25 protein-coding genes are annotated in these 25,570 nt (G+C 56.6%); 7 read left to right on the top strand and 18 right to left on the bottom strand.

Annotation, left to right across the window (positions count from 1 at the left end; translation table 11 throughout):
• Window positions 1-62 precede the first annotated feature (62 nt).
• On the top strand, window positions 63-1,298 hold the full coding sequence (locus RYB66_RS22285; protein ID WP_316895462.1) for a DUF1835 domain-containing protein: 1,236 nt from the start codon (window positions 63-65) through the stop codon (window positions 1,296-1,298).
• Between the two features lie 104 nt (window positions 1,299-1,402).
• Here RYB66_RS22285 and sodC read toward each other — a convergent pair whose 3' ends face one another.
• The 3 genes from sodC to RYB66_RS22300 all read right to left on the bottom strand — a co-directional run bounded on the left by sodC (window position 1,403) and on the right by RYB66_RS22300 (window position 3,538).
• Window positions 1,403-1,921: a superoxide dismutase family protein gene (gene sodC, locus RYB66_RS22290; RefSeq protein ID WP_005745855.1), complete on the bottom strand. Its 519-nt coding sequence runs from the start codon at window positions 1,919-1,921 to the stop codon at window positions 1,403-1,405.
• Window positions 1,922-2,155: 234 nt separating this feature from the next.
• On the bottom strand, window positions 2,156-3,166 hold the full coding sequence (locus RYB66_RS22295) for a zinc-dependent alcohol dehydrogenase family protein (protein WP_005745854.1): 1,011 nt from the start codon (window positions 3,164-3,166) through the stop codon (window positions 2,156-2,158).
• Window positions 3,167-3,229: 63 nt separating this feature from the next.
• On the bottom strand, window positions 3,230-3,538 hold the full coding sequence (locus RYB66_RS22300; protein WP_016980457.1) for an ArsR/SmtB family transcription factor: 309 nt from the start codon (window positions 3,536-3,538) through the stop codon (window positions 3,230-3,232).
• Between the two features lie 146 nt (window positions 3,539-3,684).
• On the opposite strand from RYB66_RS22300, the gene RYB66_RS22305 reads away from it, so the two are divergent.
• The 3 genes from RYB66_RS22305 (at window position 3,685) to RYB66_RS22315 (ending at window position 7,391) form a co-directional block, all read left to right on the top strand.
• Window positions 3,685-4,476 (top strand): transporter substrate-binding domain-containing protein, encoded by a 792-nt coding sequence (locus RYB66_RS22305; RefSeq protein WP_002552352.1) that lies wholly within the window; start codon window positions 3,685-3,687, stop codon window positions 4,474-4,476.
• Between the two features lie 119 nt (window positions 4,477-4,595).
• Entirely contained in the window at window positions 4,596-6,248 is a 1,653-nt protein-coding gene (locus tag RYB66_RS22310) for a methyl-accepting chemotaxis protein (protein WP_080164742.1), read from the top strand.
• 150 nt (window positions 6,249-6,398) lie between these two features.
• A complete protein-coding gene (locus tag RYB66_RS22315; RefSeq protein ID WP_005745851.1) occupies window positions 6,399-7,391 on the top strand; it encodes a hypothetical protein in 993 nt (330 codons plus the stop codon).
• Between the two features lie 56 nt (window positions 7,392-7,447).
• On the opposite strand, the gene RYB66_RS22320 is transcribed toward RYB66_RS22315, so the two are convergent.
• The 8 genes from RYB66_RS22320 to RYB66_RS22355 form a co-directional block, all read right to left on the bottom strand.
• Window positions 7,448-8,467, bottom strand: a complete 1,020-nt coding sequence (locus tag RYB66_RS22320) for a branched-chain amino acid aminotransferase (protein ID WP_002552349.1) — start codon at window positions 8,465-8,467, stop codon at window positions 7,448-7,450.
• Between the two features lie 172 nt (window positions 8,468-8,639).
• A complete protein-coding gene (locus RYB66_RS22325; protein ID WP_316895464.1) occupies window positions 8,640-9,524 on the bottom strand; it encodes a glycosyltransferase family 2 protein in 885 nt (294 codons plus the stop codon).
• A gap of 255 nt (window positions 9,525-9,779) precedes the next feature.
• A complete protein-coding gene (gene cyoE, locus RYB66_RS22330; RefSeq protein WP_002552346.1) occupies window positions 9,780-10,667 on the bottom strand; it encodes a heme o synthase in 888 nt (295 codons plus the stop codon).
• A 10-nt stretch (window positions 10,668-10,677) separates the two neighbouring features.
• A complete protein-coding gene (cyoD, locus tag RYB66_RS22335) occupies window positions 10,678-11,010 on the bottom strand; it encodes a cytochrome o ubiquinol oxidase subunit IV (protein ID WP_002552345.1) in 333 nt (110 codons plus the stop codon).
• The gene (locus tag RYB66_RS22340; protein ID WP_002552344.1) at window positions 11,010-11,642 is read right to left on the bottom strand and encodes a cytochrome o ubiquinol oxidase subunit III; all 633 of its coding nucleotides are present in this window, start codon (window positions 11,640-11,642) and stop codon (window positions 11,010-11,012) included. The genes cyoD and RYB66_RS22340 overlap by 1 nt, the downstream gene beginning before the upstream one ends.
• A gap of 3 nt (window positions 11,643-11,645) precedes the next feature.
• Complete coding sequence (gene cyoB / locus RYB66_RS22345) at window positions 11,646-13,658, bottom strand: cytochrome o ubiquinol oxidase subunit I (RefSeq protein ID WP_316895466.1); 2,013 nt, start codon at window positions 13,656-13,658, stop codon at window positions 11,646-11,648.
• Window positions 13,659-13,661: 3 nt separating this feature from the next.
• A complete protein-coding gene (gene cyoA, locus RYB66_RS22350) occupies window positions 13,662-14,603 on the bottom strand; it encodes a ubiquinol oxidase subunit II (RefSeq protein WP_004656081.1) in 942 nt (313 codons plus the stop codon).
• 464 nt (window positions 14,604-15,067) lie between these two features.
• The gene (locus tag RYB66_RS22355) at window positions 15,068-15,577 is read right to left on the bottom strand and encodes a disulfide bond formation protein B (RefSeq protein ID WP_004666118.1); all 510 of its coding nucleotides are present in this window, start codon (window positions 15,575-15,577) and stop codon (window positions 15,068-15,070) included.
• Window positions 15,578-16,188: 611 nt separating this feature from the next.
• Here RYB66_RS22355 and RYB66_RS22360 point away from each other — a divergent pair.
• The 3 genes from RYB66_RS22360 to RYB66_RS22370 all read left to right on the top strand — a co-directional run bounded on the left by RYB66_RS22360 (window position 16,189) and on the right by RYB66_RS22370 (window position 18,484).
• Window positions 16,189-17,085, top strand: a complete 897-nt coding sequence (locus RYB66_RS22360) for a chemotaxis protein (protein ID WP_004656074.1) — start codon at window positions 16,189-16,191, stop codon at window positions 17,083-17,085.
• A gap of 65 nt (window positions 17,086-17,150) precedes the next feature.
• Window positions 17,151-17,612 (top strand): GNAT family N-acetyltransferase, encoded by a 462-nt coding sequence (locus RYB66_RS22365; protein ID WP_005778175.1) that lies wholly within the window; start codon window positions 17,151-17,153, stop codon window positions 17,610-17,612.
• A 116-nt stretch (window positions 17,613-17,728) separates the two neighbouring features.
• Entirely contained in the window at window positions 17,729-18,484 is a 756-nt protein-coding gene (locus RYB66_RS22370; protein WP_005745844.1) for a YkgJ family cysteine cluster protein, read from the top strand.
• Window positions 18,485-18,502: 18 nt separating this feature from the next.
• Here the strand turns inward: RYB66_RS22370 and RYB66_RS22375 are convergent, their stop codons facing one another.
• The 7 genes from RYB66_RS22375 to RYB66_RS22405 all read right to left on the bottom strand — a co-directional run bounded on the left by RYB66_RS22375 (window position 18,503) and on the right by RYB66_RS22405 (window position 25,371).
• Window positions 18,503-18,727: a hypothetical protein gene (locus RYB66_RS22375; protein ID WP_004656067.1), complete on the bottom strand. Its 225-nt coding sequence runs from the start codon at window positions 18,725-18,727 to the stop codon at window positions 18,503-18,505.
• A 93-nt stretch (window positions 18,728-18,820) separates the two neighbouring features.
• A complete protein-coding gene (locus tag RYB66_RS22380) occupies window positions 18,821-19,819 on the bottom strand; it encodes a fimbrial protein (RefSeq protein ID WP_005778174.1) in 999 nt (332 codons plus the stop codon).
• A 1-nt stretch (window position 19,820) separates the two neighbouring features.
• A complete protein-coding gene (locus RYB66_RS22385) occupies window positions 19,821-20,606 on the bottom strand; it encodes a molecular chaperone (protein ID WP_010201905.1) in 786 nt (261 codons plus the stop codon).
• Entirely contained in the window at window positions 20,603-23,074 is a 2,472-nt protein-coding gene (locus tag RYB66_RS22390) for a fimbria/pilus outer membrane usher protein (protein WP_029240805.1), read from the bottom strand. Before RYB66_RS22390 ends, RYB66_RS22385 begins: the two co-directional genes overlap by 4 nt.
• Before the next feature lie 202 nt (window positions 23,075-23,276).
• The gene (locus tag RYB66_RS22395; protein ID WP_002552335.1) at window positions 23,277-24,038 is read right to left on the bottom strand and encodes a molecular chaperone; all 762 of its coding nucleotides are present in this window, start codon (window positions 24,036-24,038) and stop codon (window positions 23,277-23,279) included.
• Window positions 24,039-24,101: 63 nt separating this feature from the next.
• Window positions 24,102-24,686 carry a fimbrial protein gene (locus tag RYB66_RS22400; RefSeq protein ID WP_004656053.1) on the bottom strand — a complete coding sequence of 195 codons (585 nt, stop codon included), beginning with the start codon at window positions 24,684-24,686 and terminating at the stop codon, window positions 24,102-24,104.
• A gap of 307 nt (window positions 24,687-24,993) precedes the next feature.
• On the bottom strand, window positions 24,994-25,371 hold the full coding sequence (locus RYB66_RS22405; protein ID WP_005778170.1) for a hypothetical protein: 378 nt from the start codon (window positions 25,369-25,371) through the stop codon (window positions 24,994-24,996).
• Between the last annotated feature and the right edge of the window lie 199 nt (window positions 25,372-25,570).

The raw sequence follows: 25,570 nt of genomic DNA on the forward strand, positions 1-25,570 counted from the left end.
TCGATATTCCGTCACTACGACTCCCGACCTTCAAGCGGACAAGGTTTTTGCAAGGAGATCGTATGCCCGGTAATAAAACGTCCTCGTCCCATCACGGCCGTATCAACCTCGAACAGCAGCGTAAGCGTGCCAAAGAGCTTCTGCTGCGGATGAAAGACGGCACTGCACCTGATCAGCTCATCCTGCTCGACAAAACGGCGCCGACCTTATCTGATGCCCAATGGCTGATCGCGAGGCAATTGGGCTTCAGCAGCTGGCCCAGGCTAAAGGCCCATGTCGATGCAGTCGACTTCGCAGCCCGGAATCCGGACTTCGAAGCAAGCGACGAAGCGCAAACCGTGCATTGGCGATGCGGCAGCGACATTGCCCATACGCTCAAGCTCGCGGGCTTCAAAGGCTCGTTCAAGATGCTGACAGACCCTTTGTGCATGGGGCCGGTTCAGGCTGTGCCTGAAAAGGCATATCAGGCAGCGCGCAGTCAGTACATCAGCCAGGCATTCGGGCTGAGCCTTACGGATGTCGCACGCCGGTTTGATGATGAATACACCGACCTCCAGCAAATGAGCAGTGCCGATCACTGCGTGCTGTGGTGCGAGGCAGATGCCTACGATCAGCTTTTCCTGATCAGGACGCTGTCAACCCTTGAGCAGCTGCCTGCCAGGCTTGAAATTATTCAGGTGAGCCAGATTCCAGGCGTCCAGCGCTTCATCGGCATTGGCCAACTGGCGCCCGACCTGCTTGCCTGGCTGTGGCCGCAGCGCAAGGCGGTGACCAAAGAAATGCTGCATATGGCCCGCCAGACATGGGCGGCTTACTGCAACGCCTCACCGGTTGCCCTCGCCGAACTGGCCCACACCGCGCAACCATCATTGCCCTGCCTTGCCCCGGCCCTGTTACGTCAGCTACAGGAATTACCAGGCGTCGAAGACGGCCTGTCACTCACCGAGCGCCTGTCGTTGCAGTGCATCAGCGAAGCCGGGTCAATGACCTTCGGCCAGGTGTTTACTGAGCTGACGGACAAGCGCGAGCCTTTACCGTTTCTGGGCGACATGATGTTTCACGCGATGATACGCCCCTTGATTGATTCTCCGACCGCGCTACTGATCGAATCAGACCCCCAACTTGAATGGCCTCGCCGCTCGCTCAGGCTAACCCCGCTGGGACAGCAAGTATTGGCCGCAAAAGCCTATTGGCCCAACTACTGCCATCAAGCGCGCTGGGTTGGCGGCGTCTGTATTCAGCCCGGACAACCTCACTGGATGATAGATAACCACTTGCGCCCCCTATGGCGCGCCTGACTCTCAGGAACGCACTCACGGCCAGTTATAACGCTGGTGATGCTGATCGGTCGCGAAAATATCCAAGGGGTGCCTGCACCCGAACCGGACACAGGCACGGCGTATCAGATCACGCCACAGGCTGCACGATCACCGCCACCGCCCAAGGGTGCAGGGTGGTCGGAATGGTTGTCGCCGCCCGCATGAACCATCAGCGCATGGCCTTTGATTTCGGAGATTTTCTTCAACCGTGGTGCCAGTACCGGATAGTTTGCAGTGCCGTCGGCGTTAACGTACAACGCAGGCAGATCGCCTAGATGGCCATCGGCGTAAGGCCCCAGATGCTTGCCGGTCTTGGCCGGGTCAAAGTGGCCGCCTGCGGCCAGCGCAGCGACCTTCTTGCCGTCCTTCGTACCGGCTTCGCAGCTGCCGTTTTCATGTACGTGAAAACCGTGAATGCCCGCAGGCAAGTCTTTCAGATTCGGGGTAAACAGCAAGCCGTACTGTGTTTCGCTCACCGTCACGTTGCCAATAGGTTTGGGCGCGCCGTCAGCGCTGACCAGATTGATGGGAACGTCCAGCGATGCAGCCTGGACACTGAGGGAGAAAACGCCAAGCAGGCCTAGCCAAAGATGAGGTTTCATGATTTCAATGCGTCCCTGATCTGGTAATCGGATTGAACGTCGCGACGGGCAGCGTGAAGCGGCATGCCACGCAACGTCCTTGATGTCACAGAGGGTGTGACCACAGACCAACGCACTTGATGCAAAAAGATGACCGGGGAAAGTTATGCAAAACGTCTCGACTGGCCTGCCATTACGAAAGTTGGCAGACCAGCGACATTGACTTGCGCTCAGCTATGGGCGCAGGGGCGCCACTCAGATATCCAGGCAGATCTTGCCGAAATGCTGATTGGTTTCCTGGTAACGGAACGCCTCGACAATGTCGGTCATCGGGAAGGAGCGATCCATGACCGGACGCATGCCATTGGCATCAATGGCGCGGATCATGTCCTGCTGCTGGGTGCGGCTACCCACCAAAACACCCTGCATGCGCAGTTGCTTGACCAGTGCCGGGACGAATTCCAGCTGACCGGCGACACCGCTCAGAATGCCGATGACCGAGATATGCCCAGCGACCCGTGCGGCTGTCATGGAGTGCTGCAATGTCGAGGGGCCGCCCACGTCGATGATGTGATCAACACCACGGCCGCCAGTCAGCTTGCGGGCCGTCTCGCCCCAGTTGCTGTCCTTGCGGTAGTTGATCAGGTGGTCGGCGCCCATGGCTTTCAGACGCTCCAGCTTTTCATCACTCGACGACGTCGCGATAACGGTCGCACCCACCATCTTGGCGAACTGCAACGCGAAAATCGATACACCGCCAGTGCCCTGCACCAGAACGGTATCACCGGCTTTCAACGCATCATCGACCATCAGCGCGCGCCACGCGGTCAAGCCAGCGGTGGTCAGGGTGGACGCTTCGGCATGGGTATAACCCAGTGGCGCGTGGGTGAATGAGGTGGCACGGGCAGTCACTTGCTCGCGGGCATAACCGTCGATGCCGTCGCCCGGCACAGTGACGAAACCCTCAACCAGCGGCTCGCCGCTGATCCACTCAGGGAAGAACGTGCTGACGACAGAGTCGCCGACAGCGAACTCGCTGACGCCCTCGCCTACTGCGGTTACCACGCCTGCGCCATCGGCCATGGGAATGCGTTTTTCAATCGGTGCCCACATGCCGGTGACGACTGCGAAGTCGTGATAGTTGAGCGAATTTGCGTGCAGACGCACAGTAATCTCACCGGCTTTCGGTGCCAGCACTTCGCTTTCGCCAACGCTGACCTGATCGTAGCCGCCGCCAGCCTGCACGTAGATGGTTGTATTGCTCATGGTCAATCTCCTATCAATTCAACATTACGCAAAATGACGAAATGTGTGAGTAACGCTAAAGGGTCATAGTTCTTTCTTGAGCCGATCGGCAAACCGGTCGATGGCTAGCTCGTCGCGGCGAAAATAAGTCCATTTGCCGATCCTTGTCGCCTGAACCAGCCCGGCGCGTTGCAGAATCGCCAAGTGCGCAGACGCGGTGGAAGCCGACAGACTGGCCTTGGCCTGAATGTGCGAGACGCACACGCCTATCGCCGGATCACCGTGGTCCTGTGGAGGGAAATGGGCTTGCGGGTTTTTCAGCCACTCCATGATCAACATGCGAGTGTCATTGCCGACCGCTTTGATTTGCTCAAGAATCATGGGGCACAACATTACGCTTTTTTACGAAATGTTCAACCCCTGATTTATGCCCGTACATCTGAACGCATGTTTTCATTACAGCTTCACACCGGCCTGACAAATGAAGCAATCTGTCGACTCCAACAAAACCGACTGCACGGCTGAGAGCACTCAGACTCATGATGAACCTTAAATACAGCGCATTCACCGCCCTGCTGCTGGGCATGACAGGCATGGCTCAGGCTCAGGAATCCACCTCGCATCTGGACAAGGTTCTGCAAGCCGGCCAGTTGGCAGTCTGCACGACTGGCGATTACAAGCCCTATACCCTGCTGCGCGAAGACGGTGAATATGAAGGCATCGATATCACCATGGCACGCTCGCTGGCCAAGAGCCTGGGAGTTAACGTGCGGTGGGTGCCTACCACCTGGAAAAACCTGATGCCGGACATGGTTGCCGGCAAATGCGACATAGGCATGGGCGGCATCTCGGTCAGCCTGGAACGCCAGAAGAAAGCCTTCTTCAGCAATACGCTTGATGTCGATGGCAAGATTCCCCTGGTGCGCTGTGAAGACAAGGCCATGTACGAGACGGTCGAGCAGATCAATCAGCCCTCGGTGCGCTTGATAGAACCTGCTGGCGGCACCAATGAAGCCTTCGCGCGCGCTCATCTGCCGAAGGCGTCTCTGGCATTTCACGACAACAAGACCATCTTCCAGGAACTGCTGGACAAGAAGGCTGACGTGATGATCACCGATGCCTCCGAAGCGCTTTATCAGCAGAAACGTATGCCTGGCTTGTGTGCGGTCAACCCGACCGCGTACATGCAATACGGCGAAAAGGCTTACCTGTTGCCCCGCGATGATGTGACCTGGAAAAGCTACGTTGACCAATGGCTGCACTTGAGCAAGGCCACTGGCGAGTATCAGCAGGCGCTCGGGGAATGGCTGGCAGTGCCTACGCAACTGTAAAAAGTATCATTTAGCCACCATCCCTAAAGCTTGAGTTCGGGACGCCGATAGTTGATGGCCAGCGATGCATTCGCAAGGTCCTGATTCAGCAGGCGAACAAACCCTACAGGGGAACTCCCATGTCTCAAACTCAAGCGCCTCATGGCGGTTTCACTATAAAACAACGATTGATGGCCTCTACCTTCGCCATCATCGTTGCGTTTATCGCGTTGTCGTTTTTCATGATCCATACACTCAAGACATCCACTGAGAATGTCGACGCTCTGTACAACCGGGATTTTCTGGCCACCGAGGCCGTGAACAATATCGACGGTGCACTGACCCGTGTGGACATCAATATCCTGCGCATGATCGCCATCGGCAATCCGGAGCAGACTGCGGGCTGGAAAAACGAGAACGAGGCCGCTTTTGCCAAGCTTGATGAGCTGACCGTTCTGCTCGGCAAGGACACCGCTGAAACGCTGGATGTCACGCTGACCCAGCAGTTGCAGCGCGACTACACTAAGTTACGTGATGGTATGCGGCACCAGACGAGCGTTATCCAGACGGGTGATATCGCCGCCGCCACCAACATCAATCGCACCGAGGTCAAACCCTTCGCCGAGCAGGTCTTCAAAACCCTGCAAACCCTGCGCGAACAAGGCAAACAAAAGGCAGGCGAGCGCTTTGAGGCTCAGGAAGCAAGTGCTACCCGGACCAACAACCTGTCCATCACCGCCACACTTTTGATTGCGGTGCTGGGTGTCGTGGTGACACTACTGACCATACGCAGCATTCTGGCAGCCATAGGTGGCGAACCGGATACGGTGGCCACCATTACCCGCACCATCGCCAGAGGCGATCTGAGCAGTACTATCAAGGTCAATACCAATGACAACACCAGCGTCGCCGCTGCCGTGGTTGCCATGCAGACTCAACTGCGGGACACCCTGCAACAGATTTCAAACTCAGCGACCCAGCTGGCTGCCGCTGCTGAAGAGATGACCGCCATCACTGAAGACGGGGTTCAGGGCATCCAGCGACAGAACAACGAGATTGACCAGGCCGCGACTGCCGTCAATGAAATGACCAGTGCGGTAGAAGAAGTGGCGCGTAATGCCGAACACACCGCACGCTCTTCAAGCAACGCGACCAGCGCAGCACAAGCAGGTCTGGGCCTGGTTAAGAAGACCGTCAGCGCAATCAATACCATGAGCACCGACGTACAGAAAACAGCCGTGCTGATTGGCGAGCTGGCTGATCAGTCGCGCGACATCGGCAAGGTTCTGGATGTGATCCGTGGTCTCGCCGAGCAAACCAACCTGCTGGCCCTCAACGCTGCTATTGAGGCAGCGCGAGCGGGTGAAGCCGGACGCGGATTTGCCGTGGTGGCGGATGAAGTGCGTGCCTTGGCGCACCGCACTCAGCAATCAACCAGCGAAATCGAGCGCCTGGTCAGCAATATTCAGAACGGCACTGACCGGGCGGTGAGTTCCATGCGCGGCAACACTGAACTGGCCAGCGACACGCTCAGTATCGCCGAGGGTGCCAATGATTCTCTGAGCGTCATCAGTACAGCGGTCAGTGAAATCAACGACCTCAATCTGGTTATCGCCAGCGCCGCACAACAACAGGCACACGTTGCGCGGGAAGTGGACCGCAATCTGGTGAACATTCGTGACCTGTCTGCGCAATCTTCATCAGGTGCACAGCAGACCAGCAGCGCGAGCCGTGAATTGTCGACGCTGGCTCTGGACCTGAACAATATCGTCGGGCGCTTCCGTCTGTCCTGATGCGAGACACACTCTGTGCGCTGCAACAGCGCGCAGAGTGCGCAAATTCCGGACCTGGCCGGGCCTATATCCGCGTCTTCGTACATATTCTGTTGCAAGCCCTTTGCGCCTGAAATAGCGTGGTGTTCTGGACGAACAAGGACTACACGCATGAAGCCCGGCAAACCTATCACACGCGCATTCTGTGTCGAGTTGCAGCAAGAGCTGTCAATCGCGGCTGCCCGACGCGAATACTTCTCTCAGGAGCCGCCACGCAAACGCTTCGAGTTTCTCTGCTCAAATGAGGCTTGCAGGGCAATGGGGGCAAAGGTGACCGGGGTTCGCTATGACGTGAAACCACAGGACAACCCGACCTTCGTTGCTGCGCACTTCCGTGCCAACCCGCACTACGATCACCATCCGGGGTGTGAATGGGTGGACGAGAGCGCCGAAGAAAAGCCGGATGTTCATGTCGAAGAAACAGATGCTCAGACGCGTCTGCGCCAGGCCAAGCGCAAGCTGGATGACTACATCGACATATTCGACCCGACGCTCAAAGCACCCGCCAAAGAGAAGTCCGGGGAAGAAAAAGCCGGTGCAGGCAATCTGCAGCCCGTCGTCAGCCAGCCTTTGACCGAACCGGCGTCACCCAAGGCCGCCCGCTACAGCGAAACCCGCACCAACAACCTGGAGCGCCTGGTAGACAGCTATCGACAGGCCAAGGCCGAGTTGTCACTGGACGATTTCAAGCTGTTGAAACTGAGAATTCCCGGTCAGGGCGAAGTGTCGCTACGCGGGTATTTCCGCCATATCAAGTACGCGCAAACGGGTGACAACGACCGTGTGCTATTCGGTGGAGGGTTGATTGAGCAACGTTACGGGCTGGGGTTCAAGTTCAGGTTTTTTGACCGTATCGACGGCAAACTGGTAACGCTTTACGTATCGCCCGCGCAAATGCAGGCCTACCGTTCAAGCCGCTATATCAGTGAGCTATTAAGCCACGCGGATGACGTGAAGTTCTTCACGGTATATGCACTGGGAACGGTTACGCCAAGCCCATCGGGCAAGAGCTATGGCCTGGAGGTCGATGACTTGCGGCATCTGGCGATTGTGCTGGGCCCAGCGAAAGACCTGATCCAGGAATGGAAAGCCGCTGCACCTTGAGCATGCGTCCAGTGACCGTTCCAGCGCATGGCGCTGGAACGATACAGGTCAAGCTATCAGGCTTTGACGATCCAGCCGGCTGGCGCCTCGATGTCACCGGATTGCACGCCGGTCAATTCCTTGTACAGACGCTGAGTGACCGGACCGACTTCGGTCTGGCTGTAGAAAACATGCAGCTTGTCCTTGTAGGAAATCCCGCCAATCGGGGTGATCACCGCAGCCGTACCGCAAGCGCCCGCTTCCTTGAAGGTGTCGAGCTGGTCGATGAATACATCGCCCTCCTCGACCGTCAGGCCAAGACGGGATTTTGCCAGTTCGATCAACGACAGGCGGGTGATGCCCGGCAGCACCGACGGTGATTTCGGCGTCAGGAACACATCATCATTGGTGATGGCAAAGAAGTTTGCCGAACCCACTTCCTCGATCTTGGAATGGGTCTGCGGGTCGAGATAGATGCAATCGGCGAAACTGTGTTTCTTGGCTTCAGAGCCGGGCATCAGGCTGGCGGCATAGTTGCCACCAACCTTGGCAGCCCCGGTGCCATTGGGCGCAGCGCGGTCATACCCGGAAATCACGAAATTGTTTGGCTTCAGGCCGCCCTTGAAATAGGCGCCCACCGGGATGCAGAAGATCGAAAAGATGAACTCCGGGGCCGTACGCACGCCGATGTTGTCACCCACACCAATCACGAACGGGCGCAGATACAACGCGCCGCCTGAACCGTATGGCGGGATGAAACGTTCGTTGGCCTTGACGACCTGTTTGCAGGCCTCGATGAACACATCAGTCGGTACATGAGGCATCAACAGACGAGAACAACTGCGCTGCATGCGCTGCGCGTTCTGATCGGGACGGAAAAGATTGATCGAGCCATCCTTGCAGCGATAGGCCTTGAGACCTTCGAAGCACTGCTGACCATAATGCAGCGCGGTCGAACCCTCGCTGATATGCAGCGTGTTGTCCTCGGTCAGCGACCCCTGATCCCAGGCGCCGTCGCGCCAATGAGAAAGGTAGCGCTTGTCAGTCTTGATGTAATCGAAACCCAGAGTGTCCCAGTTGATGCTTTCTTGACTCATAACGCCCTCTATCATTTTAGCGACTGCCTGGACGAGTCAGGCCAATGCCTTATTCTGCCAGATCATTCAGGCCCTGAGGCTCGAAATAAATGCAAACCGACAAGGCATTTCTGACCCAGGCCCAAACATGGGCGCTCTGTATGCTCAGTGAGTTGACCAACGACGATGATGCTTACCGATAGCTCAGCAGCAAACGCTTGCAGCGTCGCCAAGTCGTTCCATTGAAATATTTCCAGGGGATGGTACGCAAAAGACTCCAGGCGTATCGCTTATCCGCGACCGCAGCGTATTTCAATGCCTTGTTGACGACTTGAGTGCGGCCACTCTGATATTCGGGATGCTCACGATAGGGCTCGATACTTTTGAGATCAGCCTCAAGCAGCACCTTGTACTTGCGTGAAAGGTTGTTGGGATGACGTCGATAGCGTGTCACGACTTCGGGGATCACATGCATTTCATAGCCCAGGCGGGCAATTCTCAGCGTGGCCTGGAAATCCTGAACCTTTATCTCCGGATCGTAGCCGTTCGCGTCGCGCATGGCCTGCATCCGATACAGGGCTACCGGCGCCCCGACAACGACCGCACCGCGCAACACGTCGTCGAATGTCAGCCGTTCGATATAGTCGCGCGATTGGCATTTGATCGTGTTGCCGTCGCAGTCCATGTAGCTGATCAGTGCGCCTACGCAGCCGACTTCGGGGTGCTCGTCGAGATACTGCGCACGGATACGCAGCGAAAACGGGAGCATGATGTCATCGAGGTCCGGTGTGGACAGATAGACGCCTTTCGCATATCGCAGGCCATGATTGAGAGCGGCACTGACCCCCTGATTGGCTTGGCGATAGAGCTGGAACGGGTAACGCGCCTGCAATGACTCAAGCATCGCGATGCTGTTGTCGGTCGAACCATCGTCAACGATGATGACTTCAAAATTACCGTAGTCTTGAGCAAAGATGCTCTGAAGGGCAGCTTCAAGGAAGCGCTCGGCGTTATAGCAAGGGGCGACGATCGAAACCAAGGGTTGATGCGTGAGGCTCTGACTTTCTGAGGGCATCATGGGGTAATAGCCATAATCATTATCGGCCCTGACGGGCTCGGAAACCGGATATCTATAACAGGTCGCTTGAAAACGGCACATCATGCGGCAAGCGATCCTGATTTTCTACAGCAGGTCACAAACGCCGTGTAAACAGGTGTATCCAGCCACCAGGAATCTGCTGCCGTTTGCTGTCATTCATCAAGTGTAGATCGCATCCAAAAAAAACCCCGCTCTTCGCAGAACGGGGTTTTCAGGTTGTGCATCAGGTGAAAATCAGAAGGCGTAGGTCACCAACAACTCTTTTGTCACCTGAAAGTCCACCGACATCATCACGCTCAAGGCAGTGATGGTGAAGATAGAAAACACGAACAGCTTGCGAGCCCAGACAGTATCGTCAACGGCTTTGTAACCCTTCCAGGCCATGTACAACCAGTACATCCCCATGCCTGCTGCAACAGCCAGGTAGTTGAGGCCCGCATAACCACCTACGGTCAACATCAGGGTCGCCACGAGGAACGCCAGAATGTAGAGCATGATGTGGCGCTTGGTGACCAGAATGCCGCGCTTGACCGGCAGTACCGGAATTTTCGCCGCACGATAGTCATTGAAACGGAAGATGGCGATCGCATACGAATGCGGCATCTGCCACAGGCTGAACATCACCAGTAGCGTCAGGGCCGCAAAGTCGAAGCTGTTGGTCACTGCGCAGTAGCCGATCACTGGAGGCATGGCCCCCGAGAGACTGCCCACAAGCGTGCCGTGAACCGATCTGCGTTTCAGGTACAGGCTGTAAAGGCCGACATAGATCACAAACCCGATGACCGCAAACAAGGCAGCCAACGGGTTGGCCTCGGTGTACAGCAGGGCAACGCCCGCAACGCCGAGTATGGTTGCGTAGAGCAGCGCCAGTTTCAATGAAACCAGGCCCTGCACCAGGACCCGGTTACGGGTCCTTTCCATACGCTGATCGATATCTCGATCGATGCAGTTATTGAACACGCAACCAGACGCAACGACCAGGGAAGTACCGATTACTGCAGCGAGGAAGACGCCGAAGTCGATATTTCCCTTGGAAGCCAGAAAAAAGCCACCTGCCACCGAAAGCACGTTACCGAAAATGATCCCCGGCTTGGTGATTTGGATAAAGTGCTTCAGTGACATCTGGTATTCCTCAATGCGCCATCATTTCGCGGTGGACGCTAAAAATGATCCACAGCGACAGGCCAACCAGCAGGACGATAACCATCGTGGTAAAGGCGAAGGCCATCACGTTGTTGCGCTGCACGCTCGTGAAATCCAGGTGCAGGAAGTAATGCAGGTGCACCAGGATCTGGATGATCGCGAAGACCAGAACGATTGCAATCGTCATGTCCTTCGGCAGCGACGGCGACATCACCAGGGCAAACGGAATGGCGGTCAGGATGATCGACAGTACGAAACCGATGATGTACGACTTCACTGAGCCGTGACTATTGTCTTCAGCGGAGTGATGCGAATTTGACATTACAAAGCTCCCATCAGATAGACAACGGTGAACACGCCGATCCAGACAACGTCCAGGAAGTGCCAGAACAGGCTGAGGCAGCTCAGGCGAGTCTTGTTGGTGTTGGTCAGGCCCTTTTTCTGGACCTGGAACATCATGATCGCCATCCAGATCAGACCGCTGGTCACGTGTGCGCCGTGCAGGCCTACCAGGGCGAAGAACGCTGACAGGAAGCCGCTGCGGCTCGGACCGTAGCCTTCGTGGATCAGGTGATGGAATTCATAGATTTCCATACCGATAAACGCAGCACCACACAGGAAGGTCAGGGCCAGCCAGCCAAGAACCTGGCTTTTCTTGCCCTTGTACAACGCCAGCATGGCGAAGCCGTAGGTGATACTACTGACCAGCAGGAACGCGGTTTCCACAGCCACGAATGGCAGCAGGAAGATGTCCTGGCCCGACGGGCCACCCGCGACACTGTTGACCATCACGGCGTACACCGCGAAGAACGAGGCGAACAACACGCAGTCAGTCATCAGGTACAGCCAGAAGCCGTAGACCGTCATGCCACCGCTGTCGTGGTGATCGTCATGCCCATGATCATGGTCGTGACCGTGATCGTGGGCTCCGGAGTTGATTGCAATATTTGACATTGTTTAAACCTGTTCCAGCGAGGACTTGACAGGAGTGTATGCACCGTTGGCCGCCAGGACCTTGTGATGCTCACCTTCAATACGCGCTACATCTTCAGCCGGCACCATATAGCCCTGGTCATCACGGACAGCGTGAGCAACGAAGACTGCAATGGTCGCCACCAGGCTTGCGCCTACCAGCCACCAGATGTGCCAGATGAATGCGAAGCCAAAGACCGTCAGCAACATACCCATGTACAGGCCGGTCGCCGTGTTGTTAGGCATGTGAATCGCCGAGTAGCGAGCAGGGACCTTATAAGCGGTACCAGCACGTTTGGCGTCGGTGAACGCGTCGATGTCGTCAGCTATTGGCAGTTCGGCAAAGTTGTAGAACGGCGGTGGCGAAGAAGTGGACCATTCCAGGGTATGGCCATTCCATGGGTCACCGGTCAGATCGCGGTTGTTGTCGCGGTCACGGATACTCACGAACAGCTGGATCAGCTGCGAAGCGATACCCATGGCGATCAGCACGGCACCGAACAGCGCGACGTCCAGGTAGATGTTCCACTCTGGCATGTCGGTAGCGTTCAGACGACGGGTCATGCCCAGGAAGCCCAGCGCGTAAAGCGGCATGAACGCGACGAAGAAGCCGACGATCCAGAACCAGAACGCTGCCTTGCCCCACTTCTCGTTCAGGGTGAAGCCGAACGCTTTAGGGAACCAGAACGCGAAGCCGGCGATGTAACCGAATACCGCACCGCCGATGATGACGTTGTGGAAGTGAGCGATTACGAACAGGCTGTTGTGCAGTACGAAGTCAGCACCTGGAATCGCCAACAGAACGCCGGTCATACCGCCGATCGAGAAGGTGACCATGAAGCCCAGGGTCCAGAGTACTGGCGCGGTAAAGCGCAGACGCCCTTGATACATGGTGAACAGCCAGTTGAATAGCTTCACACCCGTCGGGATCGCGATAAGCATCGTCGCCAGGCCGAAGAAGGCGTTGACGTTGGCACCCGCACCCATCGTGAAGAAGTGGTGCAGCCAGACCATGAAGCCCAGGATACAGATCGCACCGGAGGCGAAGATCATCGATTTGTGGCCGAACAGACGCTTGCCGGAGAACGTGGAGATGACTTCCGAGAACACGCCGAAAGCCGGCAGGATCAGGATGTACACCTCAGGGTGACCCCACGCCCAGAACAGGTTCACGTACATCATGGGGTTGCCGCCCATTTCGTTCGTGAAAATGTGGAAGTCCAGGTAGCGGTCAAGGGTCAGGAACGCCAGGGTAGCGGTCAGGATCGGGAACGAAGCCACGATCAGGATGTTTGCCCAGGTGCAGGTCCAGGTGAAGATCGGCATGTCCATCAGTTTCATGCCAGGGGTACGCATCTTCAGAACGGTCACGAGGAAGTTGACCCCCGTTAGCGTCGTACCTAACCCGGATAACTGTAGCGCCCAGATGTAGTAGTCAACCCCTACGCCAGGACTGTATTGCAACCCGGAAAGAGGTGGATACGCTACCCAGCCGGTCTTGGCGAATTCACCGACACCCAGGGAGATGTTGATCAGCAGCATACCTGCGACCAGCAGCCAGAAGCTCAGGGAGTTCAGGAACGGGAACGCCACGTCGCGAGCGCCGATCTGCAGAGGCAGAACGATGTTCATCAGACCCGTGAAGAACGGCATCGCCATGAAGATGATCATGATCACACCGTGAGCGGTGAAGATCTGGTCATAGTGCTCAGGCGGAAGGAACCCTTCGGAACCGTTCTGGGCCATCGCCAGTTGGGTACGCATCATGATGGCGTCGGCAAAACCGCGCAGCAGCATGACCATGGCAACGACGATGTACATCACGCCGATTTTCTTGTGGTCGACAGAGGTCAGCCATTCAGACCACAAGTACGTCCACTTGCGGAAATAGGTGATCAACCCGACAACCGCAATGCCGCCGAGCGCAATCATGGCAAGTGTCACCATGACTATCGGCTCGTGGAACGGCACCGCTTCCAGACTTAATTTGCCAAACATCGTTTACTCCTCTGCCCCAGCAGCTGAATTTTTGCCTTTTTCCGCACCAGCGTCACCGGCCACTTCCTTCTCACCAGCAACAACCTTCTTGCCTGGATTCATACCTTCATACTTGTCGATGACGATCTGGAACAGGTTCGGGGTGACCGAGGAAAAGAGTTCGACAGGGTTGCGTTCGCTCGGCTTGATCAACTCGGCGTATTCGGCCGTGCCAAGCTTTTTAGGTGAGCTCTTGACTTCGCTGACCCAGCTGTCGAAATCAGCCTGGCTGGTGGCGATAGCCTTGAACTTCATACCGGTAAAGCCCGCGCCACTGTAGTTGGCCGAAATACCGTTGAATTCGTGATTTTCGTTGGCAATCAGGTGCAGCTTGGTGTGCATGCCCGCCATTGCGTAGATCTGACCACCCAGACCAGGGATGAAGAAGGAGTTCATCACGCTGTCCGAGGTAACCTGGAAATTGATCGGGGTCTTGGCCGGGAACACGATCTTGTTGACCGTGGCGATGCCGTAGTCCGGATAGACGAATACCCACTTCCAGTCGACCGAGATCGCCTGAATGGTGATCGGCTTCACGTCCGACTCAAGCGGACGGTAAGGGTCCAGCGAGTGAGTAGAGACGTAAGTGATGTACCCCAGGAAGACCAGCAGCAGCATGGGTACGCCCCAGACTGCGATTTCGATCTTGGTGGAGTGGGACCAGTCCGGCGTGTACTTGGCGGCCTTGTTCGAAGCGCGATACTTCCATGCGAAGATCAGGGTCATCAGAATGACCGGGATCACGACAATCAGCATCAGCAACGTAGCGATTACGATCAGGTTCCGCTGCTCGATACCCACCTGCCCTTTTGGATCGAGCAGAGGTACGCCATCGCATCCACTGAGCAAAAGCATACAGAAAAGGGCCAAGAAGCCAAAAAACCTGGGGTACCTTTTTTTACTCATTTCACGACCTCTAAAAGCAGCTTGCGCGGTGCAGTTGGGTTTCGACCGCCAACACTTCGCCCTGCCAGTGCCGGCTAATTTTTTTGAATTGAACAAGGGCCTGCCAGTACGCACAGCGGCATATCGACAAGTCCGGGTTTAGCTATGGATTCTTGTTTTTTGAGTTGCTGGAACTGCCCAAAATATCGGGCAGACGCTTTCGACGCGGCCATCATACGCCCTCAGAGGCAAGCGTTGCGCTGCCTGTTCAGAGTGCACAGGGGACGCTCCAAGCCTCAAAATGCTGATCGTTCAGCCAGGCTGGACGACAAGTGGTGGGGATTGTAGATACGTAAATTTTTAATGACTATGCCTAATTTTGTAACAGTTATTCTCTCAATTCGTAACAATCACCCTCCAAACACGTCATTTCACCCAAAAAAAGCCCCGTAATCACGGGGCTTTTTTCTCGAAAGCCCCTGTATTTAGTAAGGTTTGCGGCGGTTACGAATGATGCACGCCGGTACCAGAACTGCAGTCAGAACAAACGCTGCCAGCGCCCATTGCGCGAGTGATAATCCGAGGACCGGCGGATACGGCGTCGTACAGAAACCGCTGACCTGAAACCCTGTTGGGAACAGTGTAGCCAATGGCAGGCCATCAACGATCGGTTGCAGGACGTCGATACCGCAACTGTCGGACGGATGGGCAAGTATCCATACATGCCGACCGGCCGCGGCAATTCCGCCCAATGCGCTGAGGGTGACCAGCGTTTCACACACCGTAACGCCGCGACGTCCGGACATGGCAGCGCCGATGAACGCAAAAATGGCGATGAACAGCAGTGCGTAGCGCTGCAGGATGCATAGCGGGCAAGGCGCCTCGCCCAGCACGATCTGCATGTACAGGGCACCGCCGATCAGAGCCAGGCAGATAATCCCCAGCAAAACCAGAAAGCGCTTTTCGCGTCTCAGGTACAACGTGTTGTCGCTCATTCACATACCTTACTGAACTGATGAGGTGGTTGGTCAACGCCCTGCAATGTAAGGGCGAAGCCTGAAACAGGAGTGCACGGCCCGACCGTACCGAAGCGTGTGCGATGATCATCTGTCTGATTCTGCAACTCAAGCGCTCGCCAGCTATACGGGCACATTTGCCCGCTGGATGGTCTGAGCAGTGCCTGTGCGATCAACCAGGCGGTCTTCGCCAAGGGCTGGATGAAAAACGCTTCTATATATAGAGGGTGCGTCACTATGTCGCACCACCTCTTCTATATATAGCTGCGGTATTTTGCCGCAGGGCATGCTGATGTCAAAGCACAGTCGCGTACGAACCTGCGACGCTGACTGTCGGAATGCGCAGAGCGACAGTGTGCCGCATCTCGCCCGGTTTGACTGGACCGGAGCCAGACTGCCACTATTCACGCTTGCACTGGCAGCTTATGCCGGCTGCCGTTACGTGTTGAAACAACTTTCAAGGACCAGCGAGCGGCGCGGCCAGCCGTCCGTTAAAAATCCTCAAGCCTGCTCGTCGCAGGTCGATAACCTGTCATAGAAAGTTGTTTGCCGCTTCCAGGCGACGAAACACCTACAGCCAGAAGGTTCATATGTCCAAGAACGTCCGAGCAGATTCACTTTCGCTGCTCCTCTTCACGTTGCGCAGCGGCAAGCTGATGGCGATCAACCTGCTCAAGGTCAGTGAGATCATTCCCTGCCCTCCCCTGACCCATCTTCCCGAATCGCACCCGCACGTCAAAGGTATCGCCACGTTGCGCGGCTCATCACTGTCGGTCATTGACCTGAGTCGTGCAATCGGTGAGCGCCCTCTGGCCGATCCCGACGGTGGCTGCCTGATCGTTACCGACGTCAGCCGCTCCAAACAGGGCCTGCACGTTCAGGCCGTGAGCAAGATTGTGCACTGCCTGACCACCGATATCCGTCCTCCACCCTATGGGTCGAGCAGCAAATCGTTCATCACCGGGGTCACTCAGGTCGATGGCGTGCTGGTACAGGTTCTGGATATCGAAAAAGTGATTCACGGTATTGCTCCGGCGCAAATCGTCGTGCAGTCGACGGAGCTGGCCAAAGAGGATGCCGAAATGCTCAGCAAGGCGCGAATTCTGGTCGTCGATGACAGCCAGGTTGCCCTGCAGCAGTCGATCATCACCTTGCGCAATCTGGGCATCGAATGCCACACGGCGCGCAGTGCCAAGGAAGCCATCGACGTTCTGCTGGATCTTCAAGGTACTGATCGGCAGATCAACGTGGTGGTTTCCGACATCGAGATGTCGGAGATGGATGGCTACGCGCTCACCCGTACTCTTCGCGACACGCCCGACTTCAGCGATCTGTATATCCTCTTGCACACCTCGCTCGACAGCGCGATGAACAGCGAGAAGTCGCAGATCGCCGGGGCCAACGCTGTGCTGACCAAGTTCTCGTCACCCGAGCTGACCAAATGCCTGATCGAGGCCGCACGTACGGTGGTCGCCCAAGGGCTCTGATCCCGGAGCGCGCACCGACGCAACGTCCGAACCTGACCGATGCATCTGCCGGACACTACTGGCTGATGCGTCGGACTCTCGCCTTGCCAGTACCATCCGCGGTCTGGCCACCGCGCGTCCTGCCGCGACCTTTCACCCTTGAGCAAGCCCCAGAGGTTCACCGCCTGCTGACATTGGGTCATGCCAGCGCGACAGGCAGTGTGCCGGATTATCCGCACTGGCGAGCTGCCTTCGAACAAGACCCTGAATTCGACACGTCGCGGTGCTTTCTGGCCATGCTCGACGAAACAGTGGTGGGCGTGATCGTCTGCTGGACCAGCGCATTCATCAAAGACCTGGTCGTGCATCCTGATGTGCGACATAGCGGGATCGGTTTCGCTCTGCTCAACCACCTGTTCGCCCATTTGAGTAAGTGTGGCGAAGCAGCGGTCGATCTTCACGTCATGGAAAACAACCTCAAGGCACGGCGTCTTTACGAGAAATCAGGGATGTCCTACCTGAAACGTTTCGATATCCCCGAAGCCTGACGGGCCCGTTGACTCAACCAGCGACTGGCGCACAACTTGCTTCCTGAGCTGCATCAGCCGGGAGAGTGACCAATTGTTGTCGCTCGGCGCGCAGCTCTGAAAGGGTCATCGAGACAATGGACACCAAGTTTTCCTGTGTGGGTTGCGGCGGTTGCTGCACCGACCACCACGTGCCTCTCACGCTCGGCGAAGCCGCGCAATGGGCGGCAGACGGCGGCAACGTGATTGTCTTGACCGAAGCGTTTCTAAGCAATGGCTATGGTGTGTCCGAGACCCAACTGACCCATGCCAGCCGTCGCTCGACGCAGGTGAACAGCGGCAGCACCACAGCCTTTGTGGCGATCACCTTCGCGGCCTACAACGTTGGGCGTTGCCGGAATCTTGACGAGAAAAACCTGTGTCGCATTTACGAGCGCAGGCCGCTGGTGTGCCGGATCTATCCGATGGAGATCAATCCGCACATTCCCTTGCGCCCCGAAACCAAGGGCTGCCCGCCAGAGTCCTGGGAGCAGGGCCCCGACCTGATCGTTGGCGACAGGCTGGTTGATACGCAATTGATGGACTTGATCGAACAATCCCGTCAGGCCGATCGGGATGAGATAGAGACCAAACAGTTGATCTGTCAGAAACTGGGCATACGCACCACCGCCCTCAAGGGCAACGGCTTCGTCGCGTATCTGCCGGACATGAACGCATTTGCGACCGCCATCGCGGAAGTCGCAAACCGTGCGCAGGATATGCAACCCAATGGCGCGCACTGGGAATTTCATGTGGCGGGACAGCAGGTTCTAGACACCCTGCAACAGGAGGGTGCCGACGTTACGGATCGGGAGCCGGTTTCCTACCTGTTCATACCCTTGCAGGCAGCCTGAACAGGATTACTCACGCGATCAGCGCTTGCCCATCGATCTGCGAGTGCCCGCCGGGGCTACGCCAGGGGTTTTGTGATGGCCATGCTTGTTGGCTTTCTGATGCCATGCGGGTTCCTTTTTGGCCTGGGCAAACTCCGAAGGCTTGAACGGAAAGCTGAAAGGCGCAATGACAGCCTTCTTTTCAGTGTCTGCGTTGGAGTCGGCTGCGGCGTCTTGAACAGTGGGTTGTTCAGGAGTGGTCATGGTGTCACCAGAAAGTCGAATTGGCCGGGCACATGCCCGCGGTCGCGCAGCATACATCAATCGCCGCGCAACCGCCCGAGCCTCCTGTCGCCGTCATTTGTAGAACAGATCGACCATGATCTCGGCATTGAACGGCCCCGGCCTTGGTGTGTTGGTATTCCAGAGCAATTGCGCATTGAAGTCAGCACTGGCAGCGTTGGTTTCGCCCAGCAGTTCCGCCAGATGGAACGGCTCGTTGTAACGTAACGGCTGGCCATTGACGGCACTGGCAATGCGAATTCCCAGTGAGTCGTTGCCAGAGGGAACGAGCAGTTCGCCCGACAGACTGCCTGTCACCGGCCTGAAACGCGCATCAATGCTGAAAGGCGAATCGCACGTGCGGCTGGTCAGCAGAGAAAATGTCTGTGTGGCGATCACCTTGCCAATAGTCACCTCGTGTATGGCAACGTCGCCGAACTCCACGGTTTCCGGGAGCACCTGCAGGTCGGCGTCGCAGGCCACGAACCGCAGCCCCCGCAGGTTGTTGATCACGTAACTGAGGCTGCGTCCCGGCACCCGGCTGGAGTCCGTCGCACCACCCAGTTGAAAAAACCGGTAATCCAGCAGATCACTGGCCACCCCAGAGGGTGGTGTTGCGCCGAACTTCTGAATAAACACGGAAAACGCCAGATTGAAGCGCACCTTTGGACAATTTTCGATATTGCTATCGCCTTCATGGCAGACAGGCAGGTAACTCCCGGTACTGACCCGTCCACTGCCTTGCAGGTAATCGGTACCCTGAAGTGTCATGCCAGCGCGGATACCCTGACCGATCAAACGATTGTCCGGATTCAGGTAGATGAAAATTTCTTCCTCGACAGACTGCGAGCCCTCCTTGGCACATTCGACCTGAACATTCACAGGCTCGGAACGCCACACTACCTCCCCGTTGGGAATCGACTCCGGGATCGCCACCGTACTACCCAGATCATCGTGAATTTCGGTTTCGCCCGTCCCCTGGGTGGTACAGACCAACGCGAAGACGGAAGTCGGATTCAGCATCAGCAACACCACAGTGGAGCGCAGCCAGCGTCTGGCAGACAGTAGTTTCATATCAGCATTCGTCCTGAAAGGAATTGTTCTCCAGCAGGCGGGCTGTAAAGACCGCATGCCCCTTGAGCGGTGTGCAATAAGTTCGCTGACCGCCGTAGTCGGTCAGCGCTTTGTATGAAAAACGGCGGGTTGCAGAAGGCAGAACGCTCGCTGGCACAACCATTTCAGAATGGGCACCCGGTGCCAGCAACAGGTACTCGCTGATTTGAACAGCGTCGATGCGCAACGCTTGCAGGGAAGCGTGATAAGGCATTGGGTTACTAACCGTCAGTACGGAAACGCCTGCCTCGTCATGAGTCAGTGTCCACAGCAACTTTGCGCCCGTGTCAGCCGGATTCCCCTCTAGACCAATGGGCCGGTAAAACACATTGATGCGCTGGCGCACGGCAACATTCAGCTGGCGAACGCCTTCCTGCCGTCGGGGCACCTCAAGCACATACAAATGCAGCAGTGACTCGCGCCCCTGTGGCATGCCTGTACCCTGATACAACACGCGCAGGGCCTGCCTGCCACCCACCGGCAGACGTGAAAGCGGTGGCGTGACCACGAACGGCAGCGTACTGCGCCGGGCCTGGGGAGTGTCGTCGTCATCGCGGGCATCACTTATCCATGCCTGAAAAAGTGCCTCGGAATCACCTCGGTTGCGCACCTCAATACTGGCTTCGTGATATTGGCCATCAAAGACCAGCCGTGTGCCGCTCAGCGAAATCGCCCCTTGTGCGCCAACGCTGCCCATTAGCAGCAGCACCGCCAACATTGCCGGGCATGAATCAGCAAGGGCGCTCATTGGCATGTCACCCTGATCCGCTCGTAGGCACGGGTCGGATCTCTGGGCGGCAGCGAGAATGCTGCCTGACAACTTTGATCAGACCAGCGAACCCGCAAGCTGCCGACATCATGCTCACTGAGAACCAACGCCTGACTGCCAGGGTCGACCACCGCCAGTGCCCTGCCCTGTTCATCTTCGACACTGGCACCCAGCGGTATTTTGCTACCGTCGGCGCGCACCAGTTCAAACTGGACCCGGCGGCCCACAACGGCTTTGAAGCGCACCAACGGTATCGCTCCCCGGCGCGGTACGAGCTGGGTGATGGCATTTTCCAGGTCGACATCAGCACCCAACTGGCGGGTATCCAGGCTGACCCAATTGGTCCGGTAGGCCTGCGCATAGGGCAGAACCGCATAGCCGTTGCCTGCGGTTTCGACGTTACTGAAGGACTTCAACCGAGCCCCGCTGACGTCCGGGACCTGAACCAGGGCGAAGGTTTCACCCAGCGCCTGCCCCAGGTTCACACCTCCGGGGTGAGCCACCAGCGAACCCGCCGCAGACAGGCTGAATGCATCGTAGTCCTGGCCCTGGCTATAACCTGCCTCGAAGCGACCGAACCCGGTGGTGGTACTGATCTTCCCGGCACCGAAACTGCCGGAGCTGCTGTCATGCCCGGCCTGTACCGAATAAAACGTATCACGATCCCCCAGCACCTGGCCGTTGAGCCCGGTCTGAGCGTTGTACTCACCGGTGCTGTCGCGCACGGCATTGAAAGACAGTCGCGACGAACCGGGGCTCGATCCGAGTGGCAGGGTCACGCTCAAGGCAACACGATTGTCGGTGCTCGCTTCACCGTTTCGCCCGAAGTCCTCGTTGCGTTCAATGGACAGGCTGTAATTGACGGTCTGCCAGGCAGCGTTATAGGACAGATAAAGTTGCCGGGTCTTGCCGGGCAGATTCCAGTAGCGCTGCTCGGAAGCGGTCAGACTCAGCGATGCGGCGTGGCTCGACACTATCTGGGTAACACTTAGCTCAAGCCGATCCCGAGCCAGGCCAGTGGACAGCGCATGTCTCTGCGGGTCGGTATCGCTGATGTGCTGGCTCAGGGTCCGGTACGCTTCAGTGGAATAGCGGTAACCTGCCACGGCCAGAGTGGTGTCGGTAACGTCCAGCGTGTTGGCATAGCGCACCCGTATGCTCTGGCCGCTGCGCGACTGTTGAGCAACCTGACTGACAGACCGGGTGATATCCAGCGACACTGCGCCCAGCCCGGTATTGATCCCGGCACCTATATTCGCGGCCTGATAATCTTCGGCCAGCTGCAGCCCCCCAAACCCGGTAATCCGCTCGGAAAGCCCATAGATCAGGGCTGTGCTGGCAAAGTCGGGAGAGGCTTGAACATCATTACTGTTATCGACCTGCCCGACGGCCAGGCTGTAGCGCAAGGATCCCCAGGGGACCATGATCGGCAGCGATGCGTAGGCCTGGGTAAAAGTCCGTACGCGCCCATCGGCCTCAATGACCGACACCGACAAATCACCATTGGAACCACTGGGGTAGATATCGGCAATTTCGAAAGGCCCCGGTGAAACACTGCCGCTGTACAGCAGAAAACCGTTCTGACGAACTTCCACCGTCGCGTTGGTCTCGGCAACCCCGCGGATGACCGGGGCATAGGCGCGCTCGCTGTCGGACAGCATGCCATCGTCAGAAGCCAGTGCTGCGCCCTTGAAGCGAACACTGTCGAAAACCTGCGAGTCGCTGAAGGTCTCCCCCACCGTGAACTGGCTTTTCAGGAAAGTGATGTCACGCTGCGCGAAAGTACGATTGCTGCGATAACGCCAGGGCCGATCACTGCCGCCGACCAGCGAGGACTCATTGCGCAATCGCCAGGCCCCGAGGTTCAGGCCATTTCGCATCCCGAGATAATACTGGTCCGTTTCCAGACCCTTGTTACGGCGTCTGCTGCCATTGGCGTTGTAATTGATAAAACCTGCCGTCTCACCCTGATCCCAAAGCTCCGGTGAAACATAACCGCGAGCGCCCCGCGACATAACGGCTTGCGGCACACTGATTGTGAGTCGCAGCGCACCGGGCTGATAGTCGACGCGCGCAAACTCGACACGCGCAGGCAAATCGAAACAGCCCTGAGCAGCGCCTTCATCTGAAGGCAGGCGACTCAGGTCCAGACCGAAGCTCTGTAGCATTTCAAGCGACAGACAGGGTTCAATCAGGCCTGACACCCGATTTTTTGAAAAGGCGATATCTCGCCTGCCGCTCAGTTTGCGATTGACGTAAATATCAACCCGATAAGTGCCGGGCAGTACGCTGTTGGTACGCAGAAACTCCTGGAGGTCAGGCGGCTGATCGCTTCCCTGGATAAATGCCGTATTGAATTTGACTGTCCCGTCAGCCCGAGTACCGCCAGGCGAGGCTGCGAACGCGCTGAGCGAAAACATCAACGTCAACCCCAGGCCGATACCCAGCGGACAGTGTCGTGGGTGAGGCAGAGCGAACTGTGCAATGACTCCCTTGTGATCTTTTTTGCGCCATTCCATAGCGGTCTTCACTCTACTTCGGCTGTCGCGCGCGCCGCGCAATCCTTTACACAGACGCAGGTCTGCCGGGCCGGTTTGTCACGCAGGCCCAACGGTTTGAACAGTTAACGCTGATGTGTGATGCGGCAGGTTACCGAGGCAAGGCCTTGTGGGCATGACCCGGTTCTTTATCGGCCAGTGTCACTTGATAAGGCACTTGCCCGCCGTAATCATTGATACTCACGAAACTCACCAGCAACGGCGCACTTCCCGGTGTGTGCAGCAACGGGATACGCAGTTGTTGATGGGGGGCAAGCATCTGACTGTCGAGACGGGCAAGTTCACTATCGTGTTGGCGTATGGAAATCCTCAGCATGGACACGTGATAGGGCCCTGGATTTTCCACCTGCACACCCGCGTTATCGATTGATTGCCAGTTCAGCTGTTCAGGTGCCTGCTGCGGATCGCCCTGCAAACCGTCAGGCCGAAAGAACACTTTTATGCGCTGACGTATCGCAATCTGCAGTGTGTTCTCGGCAGCAGTCTGGGGGATTTCCTGCACATTGAGCCATAACACTGATTCACGATCAGTGGGCATGTCTGCACCGGAATGAATGATGCGCAACAGTTGCTTGCCACCTCCGGCCATGCGCGTCAGCGCAGGCGTGACGATAAAAGGCAAATACGCTGGGGTGTCGTTGTTGTCAGTCTTGTTGGTCGCCACTGTCGGAGATTCAAGCCAGGACTGCAGGAGAATCTCTCCCCCGCCACTGTTATGAACACCCAGACTGACCTCTTTTTCATTACCCTGATAAATGACGCGCGTCGTATTCAATACGATGCCCGCCTGAACAGAGGACGCACAGCACACTAGCGCAACAAGCATCGTGTAGCGAAAAAAAACAGGAAACATACTGGCGTTCGCCTTGAATTCGATAAGGGACAGGGCGAGCCGTGCCCGCCCTGTCCGACACGGTTACTCGTAATCCATCACGAACGGCAGGAAGCCGTCGGCATTACCCGGATTGGTCGGCGTGCCGTTAAGCACATAGACCGCGCCAAAATTTATTTCAGCAGTCGCGCCGCCGGCACCATCCTTGATGAGCGTGGTGTCGACGGTTTCAGCACCGCTCAGGTCCATCAGAACGCTGGAGGTATTGAGCAGGCCGATACCAACACCATCTGCCGCGCCGGTGGTGCGCAGAAGTTTGGCATCGTTATTGTCCAGGCCGCTGCCGTTACGGGCAGTAAGGCGCATCTTGACCATGCTGTATTGATCTGCACCCGCGCTACAGTTGACCAGCAGCTGAATAGGCGCAGCCGTTTCGAATCGACTTTCACTCGATACACCAATATCGGAGAAGGAAACGTTACCCAGGTCGACATTGATTTCGCCAGGGTTGGTGCCCGTACTGACGCCTGTGCCCGGTCCCACATCGCAGGAGATATTGGTCAGTGTGCCATTGAAGACCATTTTTCCGTTGTTCGCTGCACTGACGTTACCCGCCATGCCAACGCCCATTACGCCCAGAACTGCCAATGTAAGAGAAAGCTTTTTCATGCTAACGACCTTCCTTGTGTTATGTCGTGTGTGCCCGCTATCGGACGGTGAGCACTATAGATCCAGGTCTATTTCGATGCTGTCAGCTGGATAACTTTTAACCCGCAGACAACACAACACGACACGCAGGACAGGTCTGTAGGAATAACCAGGCGTCTTGCGCAAGTAGGCTAATTACGGCTGTTAAACAGTGTGGCGCCGATGTTTTAAACCGCGGCGCTTTCAGTTTTGAAAGGGCTGACCGGACACGGGACCGTCACTTAAGCGTGGGTGACAGTCCGGTCGAAAAAATAATACAGATCTGTATTTATTGATAGCTCAACGTGATGACTCCAGCGCGGGCCTGCAGGGCCTCGCCGTCGGTCTCGGCGACCGGAAGTACCTGATACTGCGCGACAAAGGGCACCGCCTGATCACCACATGCATTGTGTTCAGTGCTCACCTGCATATTGATGCCCGGTGCAACTTGCAAAATACGCGCATGAGCAACAGGCGCATTCACATTAATGTCGGAAATCACGCAACTGCTGTTGACGATACTGCCATGCAACGTCAATGCGCCGTCCTTTGCCCATGAAAAAGCAGGCGCAGCCAGCAAGGGAATCGACACCATGACGGCCCCCAAACCTTGACGAAGAAACAAACACCTCAACATAAATTTCCAGGTCGATTTTTTACTGTTCATGGCGTTCTCCACTTATAGGCTCATACAGTGAGTTAAGTTGATGGGAGAATTAACTGCCAGAAGCCGGCCTAGGAAAATGTAGGAAAACTCTTAGGACTTTATAAACATCTGGACAAATATCTCTTCAACATAGATATCGTCCGTTAGGGAAGGTCTGAAGTAGCCGGATGTTTTCCGGCTACCGAGTCCTCAGCACTTT

It is taken from the genome of Pseudomonas syringae group sp. 243L2, from assembly GCF_032587875.1.
Lineage (GTDB): Bacteria > Pseudomonadota > Gammaproteobacteria > Pseudomonadales > Pseudomonadaceae > Aquipseudomonas > Aquipseudomonas amygdali.

What these genes read in the sequence shown, in the direction of transcription:
- RYB66_RS22340 (WP_002552344.1), bottom strand. Translation starts at nt 11,642, where the DNA reads ATGTCAAATATTGCAATCAACTCCGGAGCCCACGATCACGGTCACGAC.
- RYB66_RS22305 (WP_002552352.1), top strand. Translation starts at nt 3,685, where the DNA reads ATGATGAACCTTAAATACAGCGCATTCACCGCCCTGCTGCTGGGCATG.
- RYB66_RS22320 (WP_002552349.1), bottom strand. Translation starts at nt 8,467, where the DNA reads ATGAGTCAAGAAAGCATCAACTGGGACACTCTGGGTTTCGATTACATC.
- RYB66_RS22300 (WP_016980457.1), bottom strand. Translation starts at nt 3,538, where the DNA reads ATGTTGTGCCCCATGATTCTTGAGCAAATCAAAGCGGTCGGCAATGAC.
- RYB66_RS22285 (WP_316895462.1), top strand. Translation starts at nt 63, where the DNA reads ATGCCCGGTAATAAAACGTCCTCGTCCCATCACGGCCGTATCAACCTC.
- RYB66_RS22325 (WP_316895464.1), bottom strand. Translation starts at nt 9,524, where the DNA reads ATGATGCCCTCAGAAAGTCAGAGCCTCACGCATCAACCCTTGGTTTCG.
- RYB66_RS22310 (WP_080164742.1), top strand. Translation starts at nt 4,596, where the DNA reads ATGTCTCAAACTCAAGCGCCTCATGGCGGTTTCACTATAAAACAACGA.
- RYB66_RS22370 (WP_005745844.1), top strand. Translation starts at nt 17,729, where the DNA reads ATGGACACCAAGTTTTCCTGTGTGGGTTGCGGCGGTTGCTGCACCGAC.
- cyoA (WP_004656081.1), bottom strand. Translation starts at nt 14,603, where the DNA reads ATGAGTAAAAAAAGGTACCCCAGGTTTTTTGGCTTCTTGGCCCTTTTC.
- RYB66_RS22395 (WP_002552335.1), bottom strand. Translation starts at nt 24,038, where the DNA reads ATGTTTCCTGTTTTTTTTCGCTACACGATGCTTGTTGCGCTAGTGTGC.
- sodC (WP_005745855.1), bottom strand. Translation starts at nt 1,921, where the DNA reads ATGAAACCTCATCTTTGGCTAGGCCTGCTTGGCGTTTTCTCCCTCAGT.
- RYB66_RS22380 (WP_005778174.1), bottom strand. Translation starts at nt 19,819, where the DNA reads ATGAAACTACTGTCTGCCAGACGCTGGCTGCGCTCCACTGTGGTGTTG.
- RYB66_RS22355 (WP_004666118.1), bottom strand. Translation starts at nt 15,577, where the DNA reads ATGAGCGACAACACGTTGTACCTGAGACGCGAAAAGCGCTTTCTGGTT.
- RYB66_RS22360 (WP_004656074.1), top strand. Translation starts at nt 16,189, where the DNA reads ATGTCCAAGAACGTCCGAGCAGATTCACTTTCGCTGCTCCTCTTCACG.
- RYB66_RS22385 (WP_010201905.1), bottom strand. Translation starts at nt 20,606, where the DNA reads ATGAGCGCCCTTGCTGATTCATGCCCGGCAATGTTGGCGGTGCTGCTG.
- RYB66_RS22315 (WP_005745851.1), top strand. Translation starts at nt 6,399, where the DNA reads ATGAAGCCCGGCAAACCTATCACACGCGCATTCTGTGTCGAGTTGCAG.
- RYB66_RS22405 (WP_005778170.1), bottom strand. Translation starts at nt 25,371, where the DNA reads ATGAACAGTAAAAAATCGACCTGGAAATTTATGTTGAGGTGTTTGTTT.
- RYB66_RS22295 (WP_005745854.1), bottom strand. Translation starts at nt 3,166, where the DNA reads ATGAGCAATACAACCATCTACGTGCAGGCTGGCGGCGGCTACGATCAG.
- RYB66_RS22375 (WP_004656067.1), bottom strand. Translation starts at nt 18,727, where the DNA reads ATGACCACTCCTGAACAACCCACTGTTCAAGACGCCGCAGCCGACTCC.
- cyoE (WP_002552346.1), bottom strand. Translation starts at nt 10,667, where the DNA reads ATGTCACTGAAGCACTTTATCCAAATCACCAAGCCGGGGATCATTTTC.
- RYB66_RS22365 (WP_005778175.1), top strand. Translation starts at nt 17,151, where the DNA reads ATGCGTCGGACTCTCGCCTTGCCAGTACCATCCGCGGTCTGGCCACCG.
- RYB66_RS22400 (WP_004656053.1), bottom strand. Translation starts at nt 24,686, where the DNA reads ATGAAAAAGCTTTCTCTTACATTGGCAGTTCTGGGCGTAATGGGCGTT.
- cyoB (WP_316895466.1), bottom strand. Translation starts at nt 13,658, where the DNA reads ATGTTTGGCAAATTAAGTCTGGAAGCGGTGCCGTTCCACGAGCCGATA.
- cyoD (WP_002552345.1), bottom strand. Translation starts at nt 11,010, where the DNA reads ATGTCAAATTCGCATCACTCCGCTGAAGACAATAGTCACGGCTCAGTG.